The following is a 22264-nucleotide window of genomic DNA, read 5'->3' as shown; positions in this document are numbered from 1 at the left end:
TATGATGGGTGCGCAGAGTCTGCTTGTTTTAGCCCTATATCAGTTAGCTACTCCCGCCACTTTGGCGGCGAACGCAAAGGATGTTTATCAAGATGCAAAAAATGACCAACGCAGTGCAAAACTATGCATGGGGCAGTCACGACGCCTTAACCCGGCTGTATGGCATCGCCAATCCGCAGGGGCAACCGATGGCGGAGCTGTGGATGGGCGCTCACCCGAAGAGCAGTTCCCGCGTGGCGGATGCCAACGGTAATTTGCGATCGCTGCGCGACCTCATTGATGAAGACCAATCCAAACAGCTGGGTGCCGACGTTGCCCACCGCTTCGGCGAACTGCCGTTCCTGTTCAAAGTACTGTGCGCCGATCAGCCGCTGTCGATCCAGGTGCACCCCAGCAAGTCCGCCGCCGTTGTGGGTTTTGCCAAAGAAAACGCCGCCGGCGTTCCGCTGGATGCGGCCGAGCGCAATTATAAGGACCCAAACCACAAACCGGAGCTGGTGTTTGCGCTGACCCCGTTCCTGGCGATGAACGGCTTCCGCGAGCTGTCAGACATCGTTTCTCTGCTGCAGCCGATTGCCGGTGCGCACCATGATATCGCCGCCTTCCTGCAACAACCGGACGTCGCGCACCTGTCAACGCTGTTTGCCAGCTTGCTGGCGATGAGCGGAGAGCAGAAGTCGCTGGCGCTCGGGGTGCTGAAAGCCGCGCTGAACAACCAACAGGGCGAACCCTGGGATACTTTGCGCTTTATCGCCGGTTTCTACCCGGACGACAGCGGCCTGTTCTCGCCGCTGCTGTTGAATGTGGTGCAACTCAAACCGGGCGAAGCGATGTTCCTGTATGCCGAAACACCGCATGCGTACCTGAAAGGCGTGGCGCTGGAAGTCATGGCCAACTCGGACAACGTGCTGCGCGCAGGTCTGACGCCTAAATTTATCGATATTCCTGAATTGCTGGCCAACCTGCAGTTCCGTCCGCAGCCGGTTTCCGGCCTGCTGACCCAACCGGAAAAACGCGGCGATGAGCTGTTCTTCCCGATCCCGGTCGAGGATTTTGCCTTCTCGCTGCACGATCTTTCCGCTACACCGCAGACGCTGGCGCAAAACAGCGCGGCCATCGTGTTCTGCGTCGAAGGCGAAGCGGTGCTGGAAAAACAGGGTCAGCAACTGGCGCTGAAGCCGGGTGAGTCCTGCTTTATCGGCGCTTTCGAGTCCCCGGTCAGCGTTAGCGGTTCAGGCCGAATCGCGCGCGTTTATAATCTGTTGCCGTAGTCACTCGGTAAATTTCAGCAAATTAGTTGCTAAAAAGAGTGGGTTACCTTCACAATTAAACGCCTGCGGGCGTTTTTTTGTTGGCCCAAACTTGCCCATCCATCTGTTTGCAACAGATGGCTTAATAAAGGATGAACAGAACTATGAAAAAATCGTTAGTCGCTGTCAGCGTCATTGTGGTTCTTGGCGCGGCATGGACCGGGGCTTCCTGGTACACCGGCAAACTGATCGAGCAACGGATGGGTGAAGTGGTTGATAACGCCAACAGCCAGCTGAAAGCCTACCTGCCGAAAGCCGGTGTCAAACTGGGGTATGAAAATTACCAGCGCGGCATTTTCAGCAGTAAAATCCGTTATGTGCTGCGCGCCGACGGCAGCGTCACCACCGACGATGCCGCACTGAAACCCGGCGACGAAGTGGCGTTCCTGGAAACCATCGATCACGGCCCTTTCCCGTTCGCCCAACTGAAAAAATTCAATCTGTTGCCAAGCATGGCCTCGGTGCATACCGAGCTGGAAAATACCCCGGCAACCAAGGGCCTGTTTGACATTACCAAAGGCAAGTCGCTGTTCACTGCCGACTCGCGCATTTCATACAGCGGCGACACCTCGTCGGCCATTGACGTGATCCCGCTGGAATACACCAAAGACAAATCGGCGCTGAAGTTCAGCGGTGCCACCATCAATGCCGATGTCTCGCGCGATATGAAGGCCTTCACCCTGGACGCCGGCAGCGACAGCGCCGTGATCAGCGGCCCTAACCAGTTCGGCCAAATCGAACAGGTTACCTTGCAGGGCGCCACGCTGAAGAGCCAGACTCATGCCGGCCAGTTCGATCTCAGCCTGGGCGACCAGAACATGGCGGTGAAGCAGATCAAGGTTGCCGTTGACGGTAAAGATACCCTGACGCTGGACGGCTTTAATCTGGCAAGCAAGTTCGGCGAGAAAGACAGCAACCTGAACGGCCAGATCGATTACACCATGGATGCGCTGAAAATCCAGAACAGCGACTTCGGCTCCGGCAAACTGTCGCTGAGAATCGACAAACTGGACGCCAAGTCGCTGAAAGAGTTTGCCGACCGTTACAACCAGCAAGCGCTGGCGATGCTGCAACAGGGTCAACCTGTCGATCCGGTCGCTTACCAGCAGCAAACCACCGATATCTTGCTGCAAAACCTGCCGCTGCTGCTGAAAGGCAACCCGAACATCAGCATCGCCCCGCTGAGCTGGAAAAACAGCAAGGGTGAAAGTACCTTTACCCTGAATCTGGACCTGACCGATCCGGCACAGGCCGGCTCCCCGGCACAATCTCCGGACCAGCTGATTGCCCGTTCGGTGAAAAAACTGGACGCCAGCCTGAGCATTCCGGTCGCGATGGCCACCGAAACCACCTCACAGACGGCATTGCTGCAAGGCTATAGCGCGGAAGAAGCGCAAAAGCTGGCACAGCAACAGGTGCAAGGGCTGGCGGCGATGGGCCAGATGTTCAAACTGACCACCCTGAAAGACGACGTGATTGGCAGCAGCTTCCACTACGCCGACAACCAGGTTGATCTGAACGGCAATAAAATGACGCTGCAAGAGTTCATCGGCATGTTCGGCCTGCTGGGTGCGCCGGCACAAGATGAAGCACCGGCTCAGGACGCCGTTCCTGCACCGGCACAGTAAGCAATAAATCGTTGTTCGCCGGGGCTCCTGTACGGAGCCCCGGTTTTATTCCCCTCTCCCGTACACCGCATCGCGTATCTGCTGTGGATACATCCCGCTCATGCCTTCAAACGCCGTATTGGTCAGCGCCACCACGCTTAATGCCGCCTGCGGATCGTAAAACCAACTATGTCCATAAACGCCCCCCCACTGCAGGGTGCCATTGTGCTGTGGCGTTGCCGCCAGTTGCGCATCCGCAAGAACCGCGCCGCCGAAACCAAATCCCCAGCCCGGCCCCTGAACCTCGGCTTCAGCCCCAACGTGCGGCTGGCGCATCAGCGCCACGGTCGCCGGCTGCAAAATGCCCTCACCGCCAGTACGCAGCGTCTCCACCAGCCGCAGTACGTCGTCGGCGTCACCGACCATGCCGGCACCGGCTGATGCAAAGGCCTGCGGATCAAGCACCCGCGATGGCGCCAGTTCTATATCAAAACCAAACCCTTCCGGCAGCGTCAACACCATGCCGTCGTACATAGGTTCGGGCCGTACGGCAGCGTTGTAATAGGTCTTCGCCAGATTATCGGCATCGGCGGTGTAAAAACCGGTATTACCCAAGCCCAGCGGCTGCGCTACCCACTCGCCGAACAGCTGCGACAACGGAACGCCCGCCACCTGCTCCAGCACCGCTCCCAGCACGTCGATCGCCAGTGAGTAATTAAATACGCTGCCCGGTTCGGCCAGCAGTTCCGCCTGCGCCAACAGACGCAAATTTTGCTCCAGCGTCATTGACGACAGCTCCAGGCCGTCTTGAACACCCAGCCGCTGGTATGATCCCTCTGCGGGCTGATTAAAGCGGTAATCCAATCCGGCGGTGTGGCTCAGCAGGTGGCGGATTTTAATCTCCGGGCGACGACCATCGGCCAGCGCCGGGGTGAACCACGGCAACCAGCGGCTTACGGCATCGTCCAGGCTCAGCTTTTGTTGCTCGGCCATGCGCATCGCCGCCAGCGTGATGTAAGGTTTGGACACCGAAGACAGAGGGAACAACGTTTCACGCCGCATAGGCCGCTGCAACTCGCGGTCGGCGTAGCCGCTGGCCCCGGCGTAAACCAGTTCGCCCCGTTGCGCCACCAGCACTACGCTACCCACGATGCGCCCTTCATCGATCGCCTGCTGGCTGACCGCCTGCACTCTTTCTGCTAATGACTGATTCACTGTCGACATGTTTTGTTGTTCTCTTTGAAGGAATAGAATCAGTCTATCCCGTCTATTATAAAATTAAATACCGGGTTACTTAATGAATCATTAAGCAGGAATTAGCGATCGATGAGTTCACTGTTGCAGTTGCTACCCTTCTTCGAAGCCGTTGCCCGGCTGGGCAGCTTTACTCAGGCAGCCAACCACCTGGGGGTTACGCCACCGGCAGTGTCGCAAAACATTCAGGCACTGGAAACCCGGCTGGGCGTCAGGCTGTTCAACCGCACCAGTCGTTCGGTACGGCTGAGTGATGAAGGGAAGATTTTTTACCAACGGGTGTCACCGGCAATGAACCAAATCGACGTGGCGGCGGACGATCTCCGCACCCTGCGCGGGCAACCTTCCGGCCTGCTGCGCATTACCTTGCCGCAACTGGCCGCGTCCCTGCTGGTGATGCCTTATCTGGCGGAGTTTCAGGCACGTTACCCCGAAGTACAGCTTGAACTGTTTACCGACGACCATTTTTCCGATCTGGTGCTCGGCAGCTTCGATGCCGGCATCCGTATGCGCGCGATGTTGCAGAAAGACATGATTGCGGTGCCGATCGATAACGGCCAACGGCGGGTGGTGATCGCCTCTCCCGGCTATCTGACGCAGCGCGGCGAACCGCTTACGCCGGCGGCACTGAGCGAGCATAATTGCCTGCGCTACCGTTTCCCCGGCAGCGGCAAATTTGAGCCCTGGTATTTCAGGCAGAATGACGGGCATCTGACGCTGGAGGTCGGCGGCAGCCTGATTTTCAATGAGGATCGGCTGATAAAAGACGCCGCGCTGGCGGGGCTGGGCATGACCCAGCGCTTTCGCGGGACGGTGCAGCGCGAGCTGGAAAGCGGGCGGTTGGTGGAAGTATTGGCGGATTACGCCGGCGATTCGCCCGGTTTTTTCATCTATTTCCCTGCCAGCCGCCATATGCCGCTCAAGCTGCGGGTATTTATTGATTTTATGCGCGAGAAACAGGTGTTGCAGGATATGCCTCAGAGCGCCATTGCGGCGCCCTGAGGCGGCGACTTAAGGTTTTTCCAGCGCCTGCACGATACGGTAAGTGGCCGCTACCCGATCGTCATTCGGGAACCATTTGTTGGCCAGCATTACCACGGCAATCTTTTGCTTGGGCAAAAACACCGCGTAGGTAGAGAAGCCGCCGGTCGAGCCGGTTTTATTGAACCAGGTCGCACCCTGTTCCCGTTGTGGCGGCGTAATGGCGGTGGCCGGAGTGCCGTTCATGATCATCCCGGCATTGTTGCCCTCCGTCAGGCGTGCCAGCGCCACCGGATAAGGGTAGCTTTCCCACATCAGATCCTGGGTGAATACCCCCGCCCGGTAATAGCCGGTATGGGTTTCGTCCAGCGCCTTGCGCCATTTATCCCCTACCTTCGCGACCTGCATATTGGCTTCGAGGTAACGGATCAGATCCTGCGCATTGGATTTGACGCCGTAGGATTCGGCATCCAGAGGTCCCGGAGTGACCCGCACCGGCTGGTCTTTTTTGTTGTAGCCCTGGGCGTAATTCGCCATTTGGCCGGTCGGCACGTCAATGTAGCTGTGCGTCAGCCCCAGCGCCGGGAACAAGCGTTGCTCCATCGCCTGAGCAAAGGGTTGGTTCAGGCTTTTGGCGGTGATCATCCCCAGCATGCCGATACCCAGATTGGAATAAACGCGGGTGCTGCCCGCCGGTTGAGGTGGCTGCCACTGCTTGTAATAGGCCATCAACTGCGCGTCGTTGGTCACCTCGTCCGGCACAAACAGCGGCAGCCCGGAGGTGTGGGTCGCCAGATTCAGCAGGCTGACATGGTCAAACGCGCTGCCGCGCAGCTCCGGCAGGTAACGGCTGGCCGGTTCGGCGAACGACAGTTTGCCCTCATCGTTGGCGTAGGCCGCCAGCGTGGCGGTGAAAGTTTTGCTCAGTGAGCCGATTTCAAACAGCGTCTGATTGGTGATAGGTTTGCCGGTTTGTTTGGACGCCACGCCATAATGATAAAACTGCTGTTTCCCTTCCACCGATACCGCGATCGCCATGCCCGGCACGCCGTATTTCTGCATCAGCGGTTGAATGATGGCATCGATGTCGGCTTTATCTGCGGCATGGCCTGCCGGTATCGCCAGTGCGGTCAGCAGCGCCACCGCCAGCTTATGGGTTCTCTTCATGATAACAAGCTCATTGTGTTGAAGGGCCGCCGCCAATAGATTTTTTTGTCAGTCGGCGTAACCCTATCCTTGAGTGATTATACCCGGTGAATTTCACGTTGCAGCCAACAACGCTGCGGCCTGAAAGGCATGGGCATCGATTATTCCTTGGCTCGTTGCAGGATAACCGCAACGAGTGCGCAAAATATCGGTGTTTATCCCTCACCTGACAAGCGATAATAATTTCACCTAGCCAAAAGAAAAACTTATAGGTTGTTATGCGTAACCGACTGCCGCTGAATGCACTGCGTGCTTTTGAATCCTCCGCCCGCCACCTTAACTTTACCCGCGCCGGGCTGGAACTGAGCGTGACTCAGGCTGCCGTCAGCCAGCAGGTGCGAATGCTGGAAGAACAACTGGGCATTGTGCTGTTCAAGCGCCTGCCGCGCGGTCTGGATCTTACCGAAGAAGGCCAGGCGCTGCTGCCGGTGTTAACCGAATCCTTTGACCGCATCGAGTCGGTACTGCAGCAGTTTGAAGGCGGCCATTTTCATGAGGTACTGACGATTGCGGTGGTCGGCACCTTTGCGGTCGGCTGGCTGATGCCGCGGCTGGCGTCGTTCAGGGAGGCCCATCCGTTTATCGATCTGCGCATCTTGACCAACAACAATCTGGTTAATCTGTCGGCGGACGGCATGGATTTCGCCATTCGCTTCGGCGAGGGACTGTGGCCCGCGACCTGCAATATCAAGCTGTTTGACGCCCCGTTGACGGTGTTGTGCCCGCCGGCAGTCGCCGTGCGGCTGCGTTCACCGGAAGATCTTAAAAACGAGCTGTTGATGCGCAGTTATCGCAAGGATGAATGGGAACGCTGGTTTGCCGCCGCGCAGATCGCCCCCTGGCGCATTAACGGCCCGGTGTTCGATGCGTCGAGATTGATGGTCGAGGGCGCGATAAACTGCGGCGGTGTGGCGCTGGCTCCCGCCAGTATGTTCGCCAGAGAGTTGCAGGGAGGGCTGCTGGTGCGCCCTTTTGCCGCCGAAGCGAACCTGGGCGGCTATTGGCTGACCCACCTGAAATCCCGCGTAATGACCCCGGCGATGAAAACCTTCGAAGGCTGGCTGCAACAGCAGGCCCGGCAAGAACAGGCTTAGGCAGAACCGCGCTCGATCAGTCGCGGCGGCAGAATGACGTTTTGCGCCGGCAGCCCGGCGTCGCCAATCCGCTGCAACAAGCGTGAAGCCGCGCTGCGCCCAACCTCCAATGCCGAGCCGGACACCAGGGTCAGCGGCGGTTCGGTCAGTTCGGCTTCAGGCACGTCGCCAAAGCCAATCAGCGCCACCTGTTGGCCATAATAGGTGTCCACGCCTTCCGAACCTATGCTGCGCCCGCTGCGCACAATGCCGAAATAAGCGCCCAACGCCACCGAAGCCTTGTGACACACCAGTGCGCTGATGTTCGGGTATTGGCGCAGCAGGTTTTCCGCCGCCTCCGCCGCCGCCCGCTGATGGTCATCGCATTCGACAATCCATTCGGAGCGGAAAGGCAGGCCATACTGCACCAGCGTGGCGCAAAAGCCCCCCAACCGTTCCGCGCGGGTCAGCGAGCTGCTCTGGCCGCCCAGATAGGCAATTTGGCTGTGGCCGCGTTTGATCAGGAATTCTGTGGCCATCTTGGCGGCCTGCATGTTGTCCGGGCGCACCACGTCGACGCCTTCCAGCCCGTTCGAACGCGCGGCGCACACCAGAGGAACGCCCTGCTCTGCAGCCTTTTCCTTCAGGCCCGCCGCCGAACGCATCCCCCCCGCCAGCACCATACCGTCGACGCCGTGTTCCAGCAGCGTATCAAAACAGCGCATCAGCCCTTTGCCGTCGCGGCCGCTCTGGGTGAGGAACAACACTTTGCCGTGCGCCTCCAGCACCTCACTTAAGCCCGCGGTCATTTCGGCATAAAAAGGGTCGCAGATATCGCGCAGGATCAGCCCTATCACGCCTGATTCACCGCCACGTAACGTCGCCGCCTGGCGGTTGCGCACATAGCCCAGCCGTTCGATCGCCTCATTGACCCGCGTCACGGTGGTGGCCGAAATACGGCCCTTGCCGCTCAGTACCAGTGAAACGGTGGTGACGGAGACGCCGGCCAGCTGTGCGACATCGGTGATGGTGATCTTTTTGATAGTCATAACCCCTGCAAGCCCGATCCTGGGCATATTGTGCAAACGCTGCAGCCTGAAAACCATAGGGCCTGTCTGTGAAGCCATGGTATACCGAATCTTTCTGTTCGGTAAAACGTTTTACTGGCATCACCATTGTCACCGCAAAGCACCTGCCATAATTGTGATTAGCGGCGCATTTTTGCTAGGTAAAACGTTTTATCTTATTTTTACCTAACAGGGGCACACATCACTTTTGCACGTTTTTTTCGCCAGGAGCCGCCGGTCATGCCAGCATCTAAAAAACAAAAAATAACGCTCTGGGAGTTTTTCCAGAGCCTGGGCAAGACATTCATGCTGCCCGTCGCCTTGCTGTCTTTTTGCGGCATCATGCTGGGGATCGGCAGTTCGCTGAGCAGCCGCGATGTCATCACTCTGCTGCCTTTTATCGGCCACCCCGCCTTCCAGTTGCTGTTCACCTGGATGAACAAGATGGGCTCTTTTGCCTTTAGCTTCTTGCCGGTGATGTTCGCCATCGCCATTCCGCTGGGCATGGCGCGTGAAAACAAAGGCGTCGCCGCATTCTCCGGCTTTGTCGGTTTTGCCGTGCTCAACCTGGCCACCAATTTTTATCTGACCACTACCGGCATTCTGCCCACCACCGACCCGCTGGTGTTAAAAGCCAATAACATCCAGAACATTCTCGGTATCCAGTCAATCGACACCGGCATTTTGGGCGCGGTGATCGTCGGCATCATCGTTTATCTGCTGCATGAGCGTTTCAATACCATCCGCCTGCCTGATGCGCTGGCGTTCTTCGGCGGCACCCGCTTTGTGCCGATCGTCACCACCCTGGTGCTGGGCCTGTGCGGGCTGGTTATTCCGTTGATCTGGCCCTGGTTCGCCGCCGGCATCAACGGCCTCGGCTGGGTGATCAACGGCGCGGGCGCTTTTGGCCCGATGATTTTCGGCACCGGCGAACGCCTGCTGTTACCCTTCGGTTTGCACCATATTCTGGTGGCGTTGATCCGCTTTACCGAAGCGGGCGGCACGCTGGACGTTTGCGGCCACAGCGTCAGCGGCGCCCTGACCATTTTCCAGGCGCAGCTCTCCTGCCCAACCACCACCGGCTTTGCCGAAAGCGCTACCCGCTTCCTGTCGCAGGGTAAAATGCCGGCGTTCCTCGGCGGCCTGCCGGGTGCAGCATTGGCGATGTATCACTGCGCCAAGCCGGAAAACCGACATAAAATTAAGGGTCTGCTGATCTCCGGCGTGGTGGCCTGCGTAGTCGGCGGCACCACCGAGCCGATCGAGTTCTTGTTCCTGTTCGTAGCCCCTTTCCTGTACTTCATCCACGCCATTCTGACCGGGCTGGGCTTCACCCTGATGGCGCTGCTGGGCGTGACCATCGGTAACACCGACGGCAATATCATCGATTTCGTGGTGTTCGGCATCCTGCACGGCACCGCCACCAAGTGGTATCTGGTGCCGATTGTCGCCGCCATCTGGTTTGCCGCCTACTACGCCATTTTCCGCTTCTCCATCCAGCGCTTTAACATCAAAACGCCGGGCCGCGAGAGCGACACCGCCGCCAGCCAAAGCGCACAGGTAGGCGTGGTCGGTAAATCCGGTTATAACGTGTCGGCCATTTTGGCGGCGCTGGGCGGCAGCGAAAATATCGTTTCGCTGGATAACTGCATCACCCGCCTGCGCCTGTCGGTCAGCGACATGAGCCAGGTGGATGACGCGGCGCTGAAGGCCAACCGCGCCATTGGCGTAGTGCACCTCAATGACCATAATCTGCAAGTGGTGATCGGCCCGCAGGTACAATCGGTAAAAGATGAATTAGACTCACTGATAGCGGCGGCGCTTCCTGCTGCCGCCCTGCAGGGAGCGTCGCATGTTTGATTTTTCTACTCCGGTCGATCGGCACGGCACCTGGTGCACGCAGTGGGATTACATTGCCGATCGCTTTGGCAGCGATGACCTGCTGCCGTTCACCATCTCCGATATGGATTTCGCTACCGCCCCCTGCATTATCGAGGCGCTGCAACAACGCCTGCAGCACGGCGTGCTGGGCTACAGCCGTTGGCAGCATGAGGATTTTCTCGGCGCGGTGCGCCACTGGTATCAGCAGCGCTTCAATACGCCGATCGACACCGGGATGGCGGTTTACGGTCCGTCGGTGATCTACATGGCAGCGCAGATGATCCGCCTGTGGTCAGCGCCGGGGGAATTCGTGGTCACTCACACGCCGGCCTATGACGCCTTTTATAAGGTGATCCTCGGTAATCAGCGTCAACTGTTGGCCTGCCCGTTGCACAAAAAAGGCGACCAATGGCTGTGCGATATGGCGCACCTGGAAGCGCTGCTGGCGCGGCCGCAAACCAAGATCCTGCTGTTGTGCAGCCCGCACAACCCGACCGGCAAGGTGTGGAGCGCGGCGGAGTTGCAGCAGATGGCCGAGCTGTGCGAACGCCATGATGTACGGGTGATCAGCGATGAGATCCATATGGACATGGTGTGGGGCGAGAGGCGCCACACGCCATGGAGCCAGGTGGCGACCACGCCCTGGGCCCTGCTGACCTCCGGCTCCAAAACCTTCAATATTCCGGCGCTGACCGGCGCCTACGGGTTTATCAGCGACGATACCGCTCGCGACGCCTACACCCAACTGCTGAAAAGCCGCGACGGGCTGTCTTCACCGGCGGTGTTGGCGGTGGTGGCGCACATTGCTGCCTATCGCCACGGCGAGCCCTGGCTGGATGCACTGCGCGATTACCTGCAAGACAACCTGACCTACGTTGCCGAACGGCTGAACCAGGCGTTTCCTATGCTCGACTGGCAGCCGCCGCAGGCCACTTATCTGGCCTGGATCGATCTGCGCCCGCTGGGCGTTGATGACAGCCAACTGCAACAGGTGCTGATCGACCGCGAGAAGGTCGCGATTATGCCGGGTTTCACTTACGGCGAAGAGGGGCGCGGCTTCCTGCGGCTGAACGTCGGTTGCCCACGCAGCAAGGTGGAAGCCGGCATGGATAAATTGATTAGCGGATTGAGGTTTGTTCTGGGCGAGGTTTAGTCGGCCGGGCCTGCCACCGGGGATTGACCAAACCGTCACCGGTTACAGGCTGCGCCCGCTATTGGGTCATTCAGGGCGAACATGTTCGCCCCCTGTTCATTTCGCTTGCGGAATATCGTCCAGGCGGTAATAGACATTCAACCCGCGCTCATTGGCCAGCCGCACGTCGTTATCCGCCCCCGCCGATGCGCCTTCAATGCGATAAATAGCCTGGCATTGGGCAATCAGCCGATGGGCCACCGGATAGAGAAACGCCTCGCTTACCGCGTCCCCCAATTGGGTTGAACCGGCCGCCGCCGCCAACGGCAGCGCCAGCCATTCGCCAATCACCGGCACATGCCCGCGCTGATACACCTCGAGCGCCGCCTGCTCCAAACGGTGCAGGTTAGCGGCAATGCGCTGCGGATCGCCATCGGTGCCGCTGCGGTACGGGCCGGCTATCAGAATCAATTGAGCACTCATAAGCTATTCTCCAGGGTACGGTTAAGCGCCACAAACTGCAGCAGCATAATGGTTTTGGCATCTACGATAATTCCTTGCCGGATGGCGTGCAGAGCGTCCGCCAACGGCATCTCGATCACCTCGAGGTCTTCGCCTTCCGCCTCCACCCCGCCGCCGTCGCTCACCCGGCTGTCGGCATCATATTCCCCAACAAAGAAATGCAGTTTTTCGGTCACCGAACCGGGGCTCATGTAGGCCTCAAACACCTTCTGCACGTTTTGCACCCGATAGCCGGTTTCCTCCTCAGCCTCGGCGCGAATGCGCTCCTCCGGCGAGGCATTGTCCAGCAAGCCGGCGGCGGCCTCTATCAGCATGCCGTCGTGGCCGTTGACGAACACCGGGAAGCGGAACTGGCGCGTCAGCACCACCTTTTGCACCTGCCGGTTAAACAGCAAAATGGTCGCGCCGTCGCCGCGATCGTAAGTTTCGCGGCTTTGCCGTTGCCAGACGCCATCACGGCGCAAAAAATCAAAGGTGGTTTTTTTCAGCAGATACCAGTCATCGGACAGCACCCGGGTTTCAACGATACGAACCCGATCTTTAGTCGCAATCATGTTGGTCAACTCCACAACTCAGGAAAGGAACTGGATACTATCGTGCAGTTTCGTGTATGATCAAGATATTTCGTGCAATGCAAATTTAACGGGACAACGCGATGCTCACCAGTCAGCGCAAGAAAATTATTCTGGAAAAACTGGCACAGGACGGACAGGTGCTGGCCAAACAGCTCAGCGAAATGTTCGGGCTGTCTGAAGACACCCTCCGCCGCGATCTGCGTGAGCTGGACAGCGAAGGGCTGCTGCAAAGGGTGCACGGCGGCGCGCTGCCGGTCTCCCCCGCCATTGGCACCTTTGCCGAAAGAAACGGGCAGGAATCCGCCGCCAAGCGTGCGATAGCCAAAGCCGCAGCAGCGATGATCATTCCAGGACAAGTGGTGATCATCGATGGCGGCACCACCTCCGCCGAGCTGGTGAAACAGCTGCCGCCCACGCTGGAGGCGACTATCGTCACCCACAGCCCCAGCGTGGCGGTCGGGTTGGTTGAACACCCAAAAGTGGAGGTGATCCTGATCGGCGGGCGGTTGTATAAACACTCGATCGTCAGCGTGGGGGCCGCCGCGGTGGAAGCCATGTCGCACATCCGCGCCGACATTTACTTTATGGGGGTGACGGGCGTGCACCCGACCGCCGGGCTGAGCACCGGCGACCTTGAAGAGGCCTATATCAAGCGCGCGCTGGCGGCGCGGGCGGCAGAAACCGTGGTGCTGGCCTCCGCCGCCAAGCTGAACGCCGCCTCACAATTTGCGATTGGCGACATCACGCTGGCACAGACCATTATTGTCGAACGCGCGACCGACGCCGCGCTGATCGCCCCACTGGAACAGGCCGGGGTCACGGTAGTGAGAGCCTGAGTGCCGCGGCCAAATAAAAAACACAATCAATACGCGGTTATTAACCCTGACCGCGTATTGAGCGCTATTAATTTCTTCGCCTCCCTCTTATTACCGCAAAAAATGCGAGAGTAATCACACTTCATTAAACTTCCCTCTGCCCGCCCCCCTATTTTTCACCCTATCCATCGTTCAAAAACAACATATCTGCAACATATTGATTATTAATAAATAGTCACCGTTTCTCTTTTGTCTCAAAAAAATAAAATGAGATCTGCTTCTCAGAAATCCTGCTATCTATAGTGCTGTCAATCTCTTCGAAGGAAATATTTGTGATTGTTTTGTGATATCACCTGCAAATTTTACCGATGCCAAAAATAACAATGACTGCAACGGAACGGGCTGGGAGCAGGCATATGAAAATCGGCATGGTAATAAGCGGTGGCGATGTCACCGGCATCAACAACTTTATTTTCCAGGTCGCCAGGCTGGCGCAGGCAGATATCGTTCTGTTTAACGGCGGAATACCGGGTTTACTGGCTAATCAGCATCATTCCATCGCCAGACGCGACCTGGTCGATTTCTCTATTTCATCGATGCCCATTATCTCTTCTGGTCGTACGGCAAAGAAACTGGTCGCCAGTGAATATGAAACTATCGGCAAGCAACTTAAAGCTCTGCACATTGACGTGCTTATTATGGCCGGCGGCGACGGCTCGCTGCAGTTTTTAAATACGCTCAGTGAGTTTGGCGTTAACTGTTTTGGCGTGGGCATGACCATCGACAATGACGTTTTTGGTAGCTACTACACCATCGGTTTTTCCACCGCCTGCGAGCAGGTGATAAAAGAAGTCTCCAAGCTGAGAAATACCGGGCGCGCCCTGCCGGGCCGCGTATTTATGATTGAGCTGCTGGGCGGTTACTGCGGGGAGCTAACGCTGCAATCGGCGATAAAGTCCAATGCGGACTTTGCCCTGATTCCAGAATGCCAACATCCTTTGAACGCATTGGCGGAAAAAATAACCCACCGGCTGGAGCGGCAAAACAGCGTTATCATTTTATGTTCAGAGGGATATACCAAAGAGTATTCGCCAGGCTTCCAGGGGGCGATCGACACCATGATTAAACAGCTGGAACCCAAGATTGGCGTGCGCATTCGCAAAACCATCGTGGGGTACGGTCTGCGCAATGGCGATCCCACCTGTGAAGAAATCTATCAGGGAACCCTTATGGCCAGCGAAGTCGTGCGCTGTATTCATTCCGGAATGAAAAACAAGGCAATCATTATTAATGCCGGCAACCAACCTATTCCGATTGATTTAATCAGCATGCAAAAACGTTTGGTCGACACCGAAGGACACCATTACAAACTCGCCAGGCAGTTAAATATAATCTGAGGAGATGTCCATGCTTAAAATACTGTGTGTTTGCGGCTGCGGCCTCGGCTCCAGCTTTGCCATCGAAATGAGCGCAAAAGCGGTGCTGAAAAAATTAGAGATTGAAGCCGATATTGATCACACCACGATCTCTGAGGCCAGCGCCTTTAAATCAGATATTATTCTGACCCAAAAAACCTTCGCCGATATTTTAAATGCCGACGCCAGCGAAGAAGAAAAAAAACGGGTCATTGTTCTCCACCGGCTCACCGATAAAGTGGAAATCGAGCAAAAGATTGTGGCCTTTTTGAAAGAGCGCGACATGAAGGGCCCTCATCATGAGTAGCCTGATCGATTTTATCGTCAAAGATCTGCTTGGTCAGGCGTCGATCCTGATTGCCTTTATCGCCATGCTGGGATTGTTGCTGCAGAAAAAATCCACCGGCAAGGTCGCCGAAGGCACGTTCAAAACGCTGTTGGGCTTTCTGATCATGATGGCGGGCATCAACATCATTGTCGGTGCCCTGACCTACCTGAACAGTATCTTCACCCACGGTTTCGGCATGACCGGTTACATCACCGACGTCGCCGCCATTGCCGGCCTGGCCAACCGCGAGCTGGGTTCTGAAGTGGCGATGACGCTGCTGGTGATTTTCGCCGTGAATATCATCATCGCCCGCATCACCCCGTTCAAATACATTTTCCTGACCGGGCAGGCGTTGTTGTGGATGGCCACCATCGGCGCAGTGATCGGCTATAAAGCCGGGTTGACCGGGATGCCGCTGATTTTGACCGGCGGGATCTTTGGCGGCGTGATGGCGGTGTTGATGCCGGCACTGGCGCAGCCGGTCGTGCGCAAAATCACCGGTTCGGACGAGGTGGCGCTGGGGCACTTCTGCACCATCGGTTATCTGGTGCAGGCGGCGGTCGCCAAGGTGGTCGGCAAAGGTTCGCGTTCCACCGAGGATCTGGAATTACCCGACAACTTCAAGTTTCTGCAAGACACCTATCTGTCGATGGCGGTGGTGATGATCCCGATGTATCTGATCCCCGCACTGGCGGCCGGGCCACAGTTCATCGCCCAATATGCCGGCGGTATGAACTACCTGATGTACTCCTTCATGCAGGCCATTCAGTTCGTCGCCGGCGTGTTTATCCTCTACAGCGGCGTGCGTCTGTTGCTCAATGAGCTGGTGCCGGCGTTTCGCGGCATTGCCATGCGCATCGTGCCGGATGCCCGCCCGGCGCTGGATTGTCCGGTGTTGTTCCCCTATGCGCCCAATGCGGTGATTGTCGGCTTCCTGGCCACGACCCTGGGTTCCATCATCGGCATGATCGTTTTCCCGATGTTCGGTCTGGCGATGATCCTGCCCGGCCTGCTCACCAACTTCTTCGCCGGCGGCACCGCAGGCATTTTCGGTAACGCCCTTGGCGGGCGACGCGGCGCGATGATCGGTGGCGTGGTTCACGGTCTGTTCATCACCTTCCTGCCGGCCATTCTGGTGCCGATGCTGGAAAGTTACGGCTTTGTCGGCGTGACCTTCAGCGATTCCGACGTCATCAGCAGCGGCCTGGTGATGGGGCATGCCTTCCAGGGCAACTGGCTGTTCATCGCCCTGTTCATTGTCTTCATCACGCTGATTGCGTGGTTCGTTAACGGTAAATCAACCAAACACCCTGAGGGAAAAGTCCATGAAACTCTATAATTTCAACGAGCTGTTGTCCGTTGCCAAGGCCCGCGACTTCAAGGCGATCGGCTCATTCAATCTCCATTGTCTGGAGATGCTACCGGCCTTTTTCAGGGCGGCCAAGGCGACCCACAGCCCGCTGATGATCCAGATTTCCACCGGAACCGCCGAATATCTGGGTTACCGGCTGCTGGTTGATTCGGTCCGCTCGCTGTCGGCAAGCGAAGACGTGCCCACCTGTCTGCATCTGGATCACTGCTCGGACATCGCCGCCATCGAGACGGCGATTGATGCCGGTTTCAGTTCGGTGATGTATGACGGTTCGCATCTTGATATGGACGAGAATATCGCCAATACCCGCAAGGTGATCGACATCGCCCGCCAGCGTAACGTCTCGGTGGAGGCTGAACTGGGCGCCATCGGCGGTTCGGAAGACGGTAAGGCGGTCGCGGAAGAGGACATTTGTTTTACTGCCGTAGAAGACGCCAAGCGCTTTGTAGACGAAACCGGGGTCGATATGCTGGCCGTGTCGGTCGGCACCGTCCACGGGCTGTACACCGGCAAGGCGCATATCCAGCACCAGCGCCTGGCGGAAATCACCGAGGCCACCCATACCCCGCTGGTGTTGCACGGCGGCACCGGGGTCAGCGATGAAGACATGCGGCGCGCGGTGGCCGGCGGCATTGAAAAGGTCAACGTGGGCACCGAGATGAACGTGCAGTGGGTTGGGCGCTGCAAGCAGACGTTTGAAAAAGGCAAAGTGAACGACAGCGTGCGGAAATTCCTGATCCCTGCCAATAATGCCGTCACCGAAGTATTAACGGAAAAGATCGGTCTGTTTAAATAACGGTTGTCATTCGTTCTTAATATATACCCTGTGCATTTCAAGTCGCGGCCAAGCGGTTAACTCGTAATCCCAAGATCCCCAGCTATTGCAGGGGTGCTGCACGCCGTGGCTTGAAACGTGCGGGTATAGACTGGAGAATATATGTTTAATTTTATGAAACGTCAGCGGGAAAAAGAAACGCTGCCCACCACGAATTACGATGATGAAGCCAATGAAATTGCAGCCGAAATTAACGCATTGGAACAGCGGTTGTCGGCAACGCCGGCAGAAGGCGAAATCCATAAGACATTAATGCTGGCCTATAATCGGGCTGTAAAGATTTACGCCAAAAGCCAGAACCATCGCCACTATATCGATGCCGTTTTTATCAAAATGGACGAGCTGCGCAATATTATCAGGAAAAATCTCTGAGGGATCATGATGACAATTAAACAACTGCTGATTGAGGCCGGCGCCATCCAGGTCGGCATCAAGGAAACGGACTGGAAAAAGGTCATTACGCTGGCGGCGCAGCCGTTGGTTGATAACGGCTATATTCACGCCTCTTATTATCAGGCGGTGATCAGCAATACGCTGGCCCACGGCGCTTATTACGTGTTTGACGAAGGGATCGCCATCCCCCATGCGCGGCCGGAGTGCGGAGTGATTAAAAATTGCTTCAGCATGGTGTTGCTGGAGGAGCCTATCGCCTTTCAGGACAGCGAAAAGGCCGATATCGTTATCCTGTTCGGCGCGACCGACAGTAACCGGCATATCGAAGACGGCATTCGCGCCATTGTCGATTTGCTGGACAATAAAGAGCGGCTCGACAAGCTCCGCGCCGCGAAAATATGGCAAGAAGTGGTGGAAATATTATGACTCTGGCGAGCGGAAAAACCGTCATTCTGGTCAATGGCATTCCTGCCTCCGGCAAAAGCACTGTCGCGCAGGCTTTGGCGCACCATTTCGGCCTGCCGTATCTGACTCTCGACGGTATCAAGGAGCCGTTTATGTCGCGGCTGGACAACGTGGATCGGGCGCTGAACCGGCGGCTTGGCTGCGCCGCTTATGACGCCATTTGGTCAATCGTGGCGCAGGCACCGGAATGCTGTACTTACGTTATAGACGCCTGGTTCGGCTTTCAGCCCAGGGAGTCGTTGCGCCATTACCTGCGAGAAGCCGGGGTGGTGCAGCCCCTCGAAGTGTGGAACCAGATTTCCGGCGAGTTGGCGGCCGAACGCTATGGTTCGCGCATCGGCCAACGGCCCAAAGGCCACCCCGGCGCAGAGTATTTGCCTGAATTGCGGGCGCTGGCCGAACGCGCCACCCCGATGGCCATCGGCCCGGTGTTCCGGATTGAACAGGCCCAGCCGGTGGAGATAGGCAGGATTGTCGACTCGCTGGCGGAGTACGGCATCGGTGGCGATAACATCGGTAAGCGGATGGCAGGTTAATGCTTTCCGCGACTGCCGGTCAGAGCAAACGCGGGAGCTTCTCGCCCGCCATGACCCAAAAATGCGACGCCGCCCGCAATTAATGTGATTTTCATCACTTTTTTATGCAACGTAATGGCAATTTTCATTCTTTTGTTTTTATACTGATATGCACTTTACCTACAACAAAATAACGAGTGCAGATCATGATTGACTCCCGCCTACCGCTTACCGACATTCACCGTCACCTCGACGGCAACATCCGTGCGCAAACCATTCTCGATCTGGGCCGTCAGTTTAATCTGACCCTGCCCGCTGACGAGCTGGAAGCGCTGCGCCCGCATGTGCAAATCACCCATGCCGAACCGGATCTGATCAGTTTTCTGCAAAAGCTGGACTGGGGCGTGGCGGTGCTGGGCGATCTGGATGCCTGCCGCCGGGTAGCCTACGAAAACGTAGAGGACGCGGCCAATGCCGGCCTGCACTATGCCGAGCTGCGCTTCTCGCCGTATTACATGGCGATGAAACACCAACTGCCGGTGGCTGGGGTCGTGGAGGCAGTGATTGACGGCATTCGTTCCGGCGTTCGCGATCGGGGCATCGATGTCCGCCTGATCGGCATCATGAGCCGCACCTTTGGCGAAGCGGCTTGTTTGCAAGAGCTGGAAGGCCTGTTGGCGCACCGCGACGGCATTACCGCGCTGGATCTGGCCGGTGACGAGCTGGGCTTCCCGGGCAGCCTGTTCCTCAGCCATTTCAACCGCGCCCGCGACGCCGGCTTGCGCATTACCGTGCACGCGGGCGAAGCCGCAGGCCCGGAAAGCATCTGGCAGGCGATCCGCGAGCTGGGCGCCGAGCGTATCGGCCACGGGGTGAAAGCGATTGAAGATCCGGCGTTGATGGACTTTCTGGCTGAACACGGCATCGGCATCGAATCCTGCCTGACCTCCAATATTCAGACCAGCACCGTCTCTTCTCTGGCCCAGCATCCGCTGGCGAAATTCCTGCGCCACGGCGTGCTGGCTTCGATCAACACCGATGACCCGGCGGTTCAGGGCATCGAGATCGAACACGAATACCGGGTTGCGGCACCCCAGGCCGGGCTGACGCCGGCCGAAATCCGCACCGCACAGGAAAACGGCCTGAAAATGGCGTTCCTCAGCGAGCAGGAAAAGCAGGCTCTGCGCGATAAAGTGCAAGGCTGATAAAGCAAGGGGCGCGTATAACGCGCCCCGGTTTATTTCACCGCCAGCGCCTCTCGCTGTTTGGCGGTTTTGCGCGCATAGCGCTGCGCCAGTACGGCGCACACCATCAGTTGCACCTGATGGAAAATCATCAGCGGCAGCACCATGGCCCCCACCGCAGCGGCCGGAAACAGCACGTTGGCCATCGGAATGCCGTTCGCCAGGCTCTTTTTCGAGCCGCAGAACACAATAGTGATCTCATCGGCGGTATCGAACCCCAGCCAGCGCGCAGTGTAAGTGTTGATAATCAGCACCACCGTCAGCAGCACCAGCGACATCACCAGAATGGTCAGCAACGACCAGCCATCAATCCGATGCCAGATGCCTTCCACCACCGCCGCACTGAACGCGGTATATACCACCAGCAATATCGATGAACGGTCAGTGATGTTGATCAGTTTACGGTGGCGATCGACCCATTTGCCAATCAACGGCCGCGCCAAATGCCCCACCACAAACGGCACCATCAGTTGCAGAATTATCGAACCAATGGCGTGCACTACGTCGGTGTTCCCGCCCTGAGTATGCATCAAGGCTCCCACCAACAGCGGCGACAGGAAAACGCCGAGGATACTGGACGCCGAGGCGCTGCAAATCGCCGCGGCCACATTACCGCCCGCCGCAGAAGTAAAAGCGATGGCCGACTGAACCGTCGCCGGCAACGCACACAGATACAGGAAGCCCAGATAAACCGTCGGCGTCATCAGCCCCGGTACCATCCAATTCATCGCCAGCCCCAATAGCGGGAACAGCGAGAAAGTGCTGAGAAACACCACCAGATGCAGTTTCCAGTGGCTCATGCCGGCGATAATCGCCTCGCGCGACAGCTTGGCGCCATGCATAAAGAACAGCAGCGCAATGGCGGCGGTAGTCAGGCGTTCGAAGAAGGTTTTCCATACCCCTTCGCAGGGGAATATCGAGGCGACGATCACCACAAAAATCAGGACCAACAAAAACTTATCAATGCGCAGACGCTGTAACCAGGACATGAATCGGGATCCCTCGAAGAGTAAAACGGGTTCGACAAGCGAACCCGGAACCGTGGATGGCGAAAGCGACGATGATCAAACCACCGGCAACGCCTTTTGCTGTTTCGCAGACTCAATGCCCAGTTCGATCATTTCCATCACGTTGATGGCGTCGCCGGCCGGCACCGGGTTTTCGCCCTCGCCGTTAATCGCATCGCGGATTGCCGCGTAATAGGCCGGGTAGTTGCCGGGAATACTCAGCAACGGCTTCTCCGCCAGTATGCCATCGCGTGACAATGTCACTACACCGTCGCGCATATCGTAGCCCCAGTCGGCCTGCGGCAGACGTTCACCGGCTTTCAGGCGGTCTTCCTGCGGATCCAGCCCGAACTTGATAAAGCTGCCCTGGGTGCCGTGCACGATATAACGCGCGGTTTCCGCCGCCGCCAGCACCGTGCCATGCAGCACCACCCGGCGGTTGCCGTAGTTCAACACCGCGTGGAAATAATCCACCGATTGCGAGCCAGAGCGCAGTTCACCCAGATCGACAAACAGCGTTTGCGGCTTGCCGAACAGTTGCAGCGCCTGATCGATCAGATGCGGCCCCAAATCGTACCAGATACCGGTGCCGGCGCCGGCCTGCTCGCGCCAGCGCTGGCGCACTTCCGGCCGGAAGCGATCGAAATGCGACTCAAAGTAAACCACTTCGCCGAGCGCGCCGTCTTTCAGCAGCGCCTTGAGCGTGAGGAAATCGCTGTCCCAGCGGCGGTTGTGGAACACCGACAACAGTTTGCCGCTCTGTTCCGCCTGCTGTTTCAATTCTTGCGCTTGCGACAATGTCACGGTAAAGGGTTTGTCTACCACCACGTGCTTGCCGGCGGCCATCGCCTGCTGCGCCAGCGGAAAGTGGGTATCGTTGGGGGTGGGAATGACGATCAGATCGATAGAGGGGTCGTTGAACAGCGCCTGCGGATCGCTCACTACCGTCATCGCAGGCCAGTCGGCGTGCACTTTGCCGGCATCGCTGCTGGACACGGCGGCCAGTTCTACGCCAGGGGTGCCGACAATCAGCGGCGCATGAAAGGTTTTGCTGGCATAGCCGTAACCGACCAGCCCAACCCGAATTTTTTCTGCCATGGTTTTTCCTCTTGCTGGCTCGCTATCTACCTATCCGATTTGACACCATGACGCAGGCGGGAACAAGAAGTAAATGTTATGTTAACTGCAGCGACGCACAATAACCCCACTCTTCAATCAACATGACCGAGACGCTTCACTACAGTCCGGGACAGAGGGTTTAGCATCA

22 protein-coding genes are annotated in these 22264 nt (G+C 57.5%); 15 read left to right on the top strand and 7 right to left on the bottom strand.

All coding sequences use genetic code 11. From position 1 onward, the window contains the following. The first annotated feature begins 92 nt into the window (after positions 1-92). Together manA and SERAS12_RS11175 are read left to right on the top strand one after the other, a co-directional pair. Positions 93-1271: a mannose-6-phosphate isomerase gene (gene manA / locus SERAS12_RS11180; protein ID WP_013812752.1), complete on the top strand. Its 1179-nt coding sequence runs from the start codon at positions 93-95 to the stop codon at positions 1269-1271. Between the two features lie 143 nt (positions 1272-1414). Next, complete coding sequence (locus SERAS12_RS11175; RefSeq protein ID WP_013812751.1) at positions 1415-2938, top strand: YdgA family protein; 1524 nt, start codon at positions 1415-1417, stop codon at positions 2936-2938. A gap of 45 nt (positions 2939-2983) precedes the next feature. On the opposite strand, the gene SERAS12_RS11170 is transcribed toward SERAS12_RS11175, so the two are convergent. After that, positions 2984-4141 (bottom strand): serine hydrolase, encoded by a 1158-nt coding sequence (locus SERAS12_RS11170; protein WP_013812750.1) that lies wholly within the window; start codon positions 4139-4141, stop codon positions 2984-2986. 102 nt (positions 4142-4243) lie between these two features. Here SERAS12_RS11170 and SERAS12_RS11165 point away from each other — a divergent pair, with 102 nt between their 5' ends. Then, entirely contained in the window at positions 4244-5173 is a 930-nt protein-coding gene (locus tag SERAS12_RS11165; RefSeq protein WP_013812749.1) for a LysR family transcriptional regulator, read from the top strand. Positions 5174-5182: 9 nt separating this feature from the next. Here SERAS12_RS11165 and ampC read toward each other — a convergent pair whose 3' ends face one another. Then, positions 5183-6319: a class C beta-lactamase gene (ampC, locus tag SERAS12_RS11160; protein WP_013812748.1), complete on the bottom strand. Its 1137-nt coding sequence runs from the start codon at positions 6317-6319 to the stop codon at positions 5183-5185. A 257-nt stretch (positions 6320-6576) separates the two neighbouring features. On the opposite strand from ampC, the gene SERAS12_RS11155 reads away from it, so the two are divergent. After that, positions 6577-7452 (top strand): LysR family transcriptional regulator, encoded by an 876-nt coding sequence (locus SERAS12_RS11155; protein WP_013812747.1) that lies wholly within the window; start codon positions 6577-6579, stop codon positions 7450-7452. On the opposite strand, the gene SERAS12_RS11150 is transcribed toward SERAS12_RS11155, so the two are convergent. Continuing rightward, a complete protein-coding gene (locus SERAS12_RS11150; protein WP_013812746.1) occupies positions 7449-8480 on the bottom strand; it encodes a Mal regulon transcriptional regulator MalI in 1032 nt (343 codons plus the stop codon). The two genes, SERAS12_RS11155 and SERAS12_RS11150, sit on opposite strands and share 4 nt — an antisense overlap. Before the next feature lie 258 nt (positions 8481-8738). Between SERAS12_RS11150 and malX the strand changes: the two genes are divergently transcribed. Both malX and SERAS12_RS11140 read left to right on the top strand, forming a co-directional pair. Beyond that, positions 8739-10358, top strand: coding sequence for a maltose/glucose-specific PTS transporter subunit IIBC (malX, locus tag SERAS12_RS11145; protein WP_013812745.1), 1620 nt, complete (start codon positions 8739-8741; stop codon positions 10356-10358). Beyond that, the gene (locus SERAS12_RS11140; RefSeq protein WP_013812744.1) at positions 10351-11532 is read left to right on the top strand and encodes a MalY/PatB family protein; all 1182 of its coding nucleotides are present in this window, start codon (positions 10351-10353) and stop codon (positions 11530-11532) included. The genes malX and SERAS12_RS11140 overlap by 8 nt, the downstream gene beginning before the upstream one ends. Positions 11533-11628: 96 nt before the next feature. Here SERAS12_RS11140 and SERAS12_RS11135 read toward each other — a convergent pair whose 3' ends face one another. Beyond that, positions 11629-11994, bottom strand: coding sequence for an NUDIX hydrolase (locus SERAS12_RS11135; RefSeq protein ID WP_013812743.1), 366 nt, complete (start codon positions 11992-11994; stop codon positions 11629-11631). Then, positions 11991-12587 (bottom strand): NUDIX domain-containing protein, encoded by a 597-nt coding sequence (locus SERAS12_RS11130; RefSeq protein ID WP_013812742.1) that lies wholly within the window; start codon positions 12585-12587, stop codon positions 11991-11993. The genes SERAS12_RS11135 and SERAS12_RS11130 overlap by 4 nt, the downstream gene beginning before the upstream one ends. A gap of 101 nt (positions 12588-12688) precedes the next feature. On the opposite strand from SERAS12_RS11130, the gene SERAS12_RS11125 reads away from it, so the two are divergent. From SERAS12_RS11125 to add, 9 genes are all read left to right on the top strand, one after another. Continuing rightward, positions 12689-13444: a DeoR/GlpR family DNA-binding transcription regulator gene (locus tag SERAS12_RS11125; protein ID WP_006324989.1), complete on the top strand. Its 756-nt coding sequence runs from the start codon at positions 12689-12691 to the stop codon at positions 13442-13444. Positions 13445-13839: 395 nt separating this feature from the next. After that, positions 13840-14820, top strand: a complete 981-nt coding sequence (locus tag SERAS12_RS11120) for a 6-phosphofructokinase (protein ID WP_013812741.1) — start codon at positions 13840-13842, stop codon at positions 14818-14820. 10 nt (positions 14821-14830) lie between these two features. Next, the gene (locus SERAS12_RS11115) at positions 14831-15145 is read left to right on the top strand and encodes a PTS sugar transporter subunit IIB (RefSeq protein WP_006324987.1); all 315 of its coding nucleotides are present in this window, start codon (positions 14831-14833) and stop codon (positions 15143-15145) included. Beyond that, a complete protein-coding gene (locus SERAS12_RS11110; protein WP_013812740.1) occupies positions 15138-16505 on the top strand; it encodes a PTS sugar transporter subunit IIC in 1368 nt (455 codons plus the stop codon). The genes SERAS12_RS11115 and SERAS12_RS11110 overlap by 8 nt, the downstream gene beginning before the upstream one ends. Next, positions 16492-17334 carry a class II fructose-bisphosphate aldolase gene (locus SERAS12_RS11105; RefSeq protein ID WP_013812739.1) on the top strand — a complete coding sequence of 281 codons (843 nt, stop codon included), beginning with the start codon at positions 16492-16494 and terminating at the stop codon, positions 17332-17334. The genes SERAS12_RS11110 and SERAS12_RS11105 overlap by 14 nt, the downstream gene beginning before the upstream one ends. A gap of 141 nt (positions 17335-17475) precedes the next feature. Then, positions 17476-17745 carry a hypothetical protein gene (locus SERAS12_RS11100; protein WP_013812738.1) on the top strand — a complete coding sequence of 90 codons (270 nt, stop codon included), beginning with the start codon at positions 17476-17478 and terminating at the stop codon, positions 17743-17745. A gap of 9 nt (positions 17746-17754) precedes the next feature. Next, on the top strand, positions 17755-18192 hold the full coding sequence (locus SERAS12_RS11095) for a PTS sugar transporter subunit IIA (RefSeq protein WP_013812737.1): 438 nt from the start codon (positions 17755-17757) through the stop codon (positions 18190-18192). Then, entirely contained in the window at positions 18189-18767 is a 579-nt protein-coding gene (locus SERAS12_RS11090) for an ATPase AAA (protein WP_013812736.1), read from the top strand. Before SERAS12_RS11095 ends, SERAS12_RS11090 begins: the two co-directional genes overlap by 4 nt. A 185-nt stretch (positions 18768-18952) precedes the next feature. Continuing rightward, complete coding sequence (add, locus tag SERAS12_RS11085; protein WP_013812735.1) at positions 18953-19951, top strand: adenosine deaminase; 999 nt, start codon at positions 18953-18955, stop codon at positions 19949-19951. Positions 19952-19983: 32 nt separating this feature from the next. Here the strand turns inward: add and SERAS12_RS11080 are convergent, their stop codons facing one another. Both SERAS12_RS11080 and SERAS12_RS11075 read right to left on the bottom strand, forming a co-directional pair. Next, entirely contained in the window at positions 19984-20979 is a 996-nt protein-coding gene (locus tag SERAS12_RS11080) for a bile acid:sodium symporter family protein (RefSeq protein WP_013812734.1), read from the bottom strand. Positions 20980-21054: 75 nt separating this feature from the next. Then, positions 21055-22095, bottom strand: coding sequence for an oxidoreductase (locus SERAS12_RS11075; protein ID WP_013812733.1), 1041 nt, complete (start codon positions 22093-22095; stop codon positions 21055-21057). Positions 22096-22264 lie beyond the last annotated feature (169 nt).

Origin of the sequence: Serratia sp. AS12 (genome assembly GCF_000214195.1) — a bacterium.
Taxonomy (GTDB): Bacteria; Pseudomonadota; Gammaproteobacteria; order Enterobacterales; family Enterobacteriaceae; genus Serratia; species Serratia plymuthica.
This window is presented reverse-complemented; position numbering and strand designations above follow the sequence as displayed.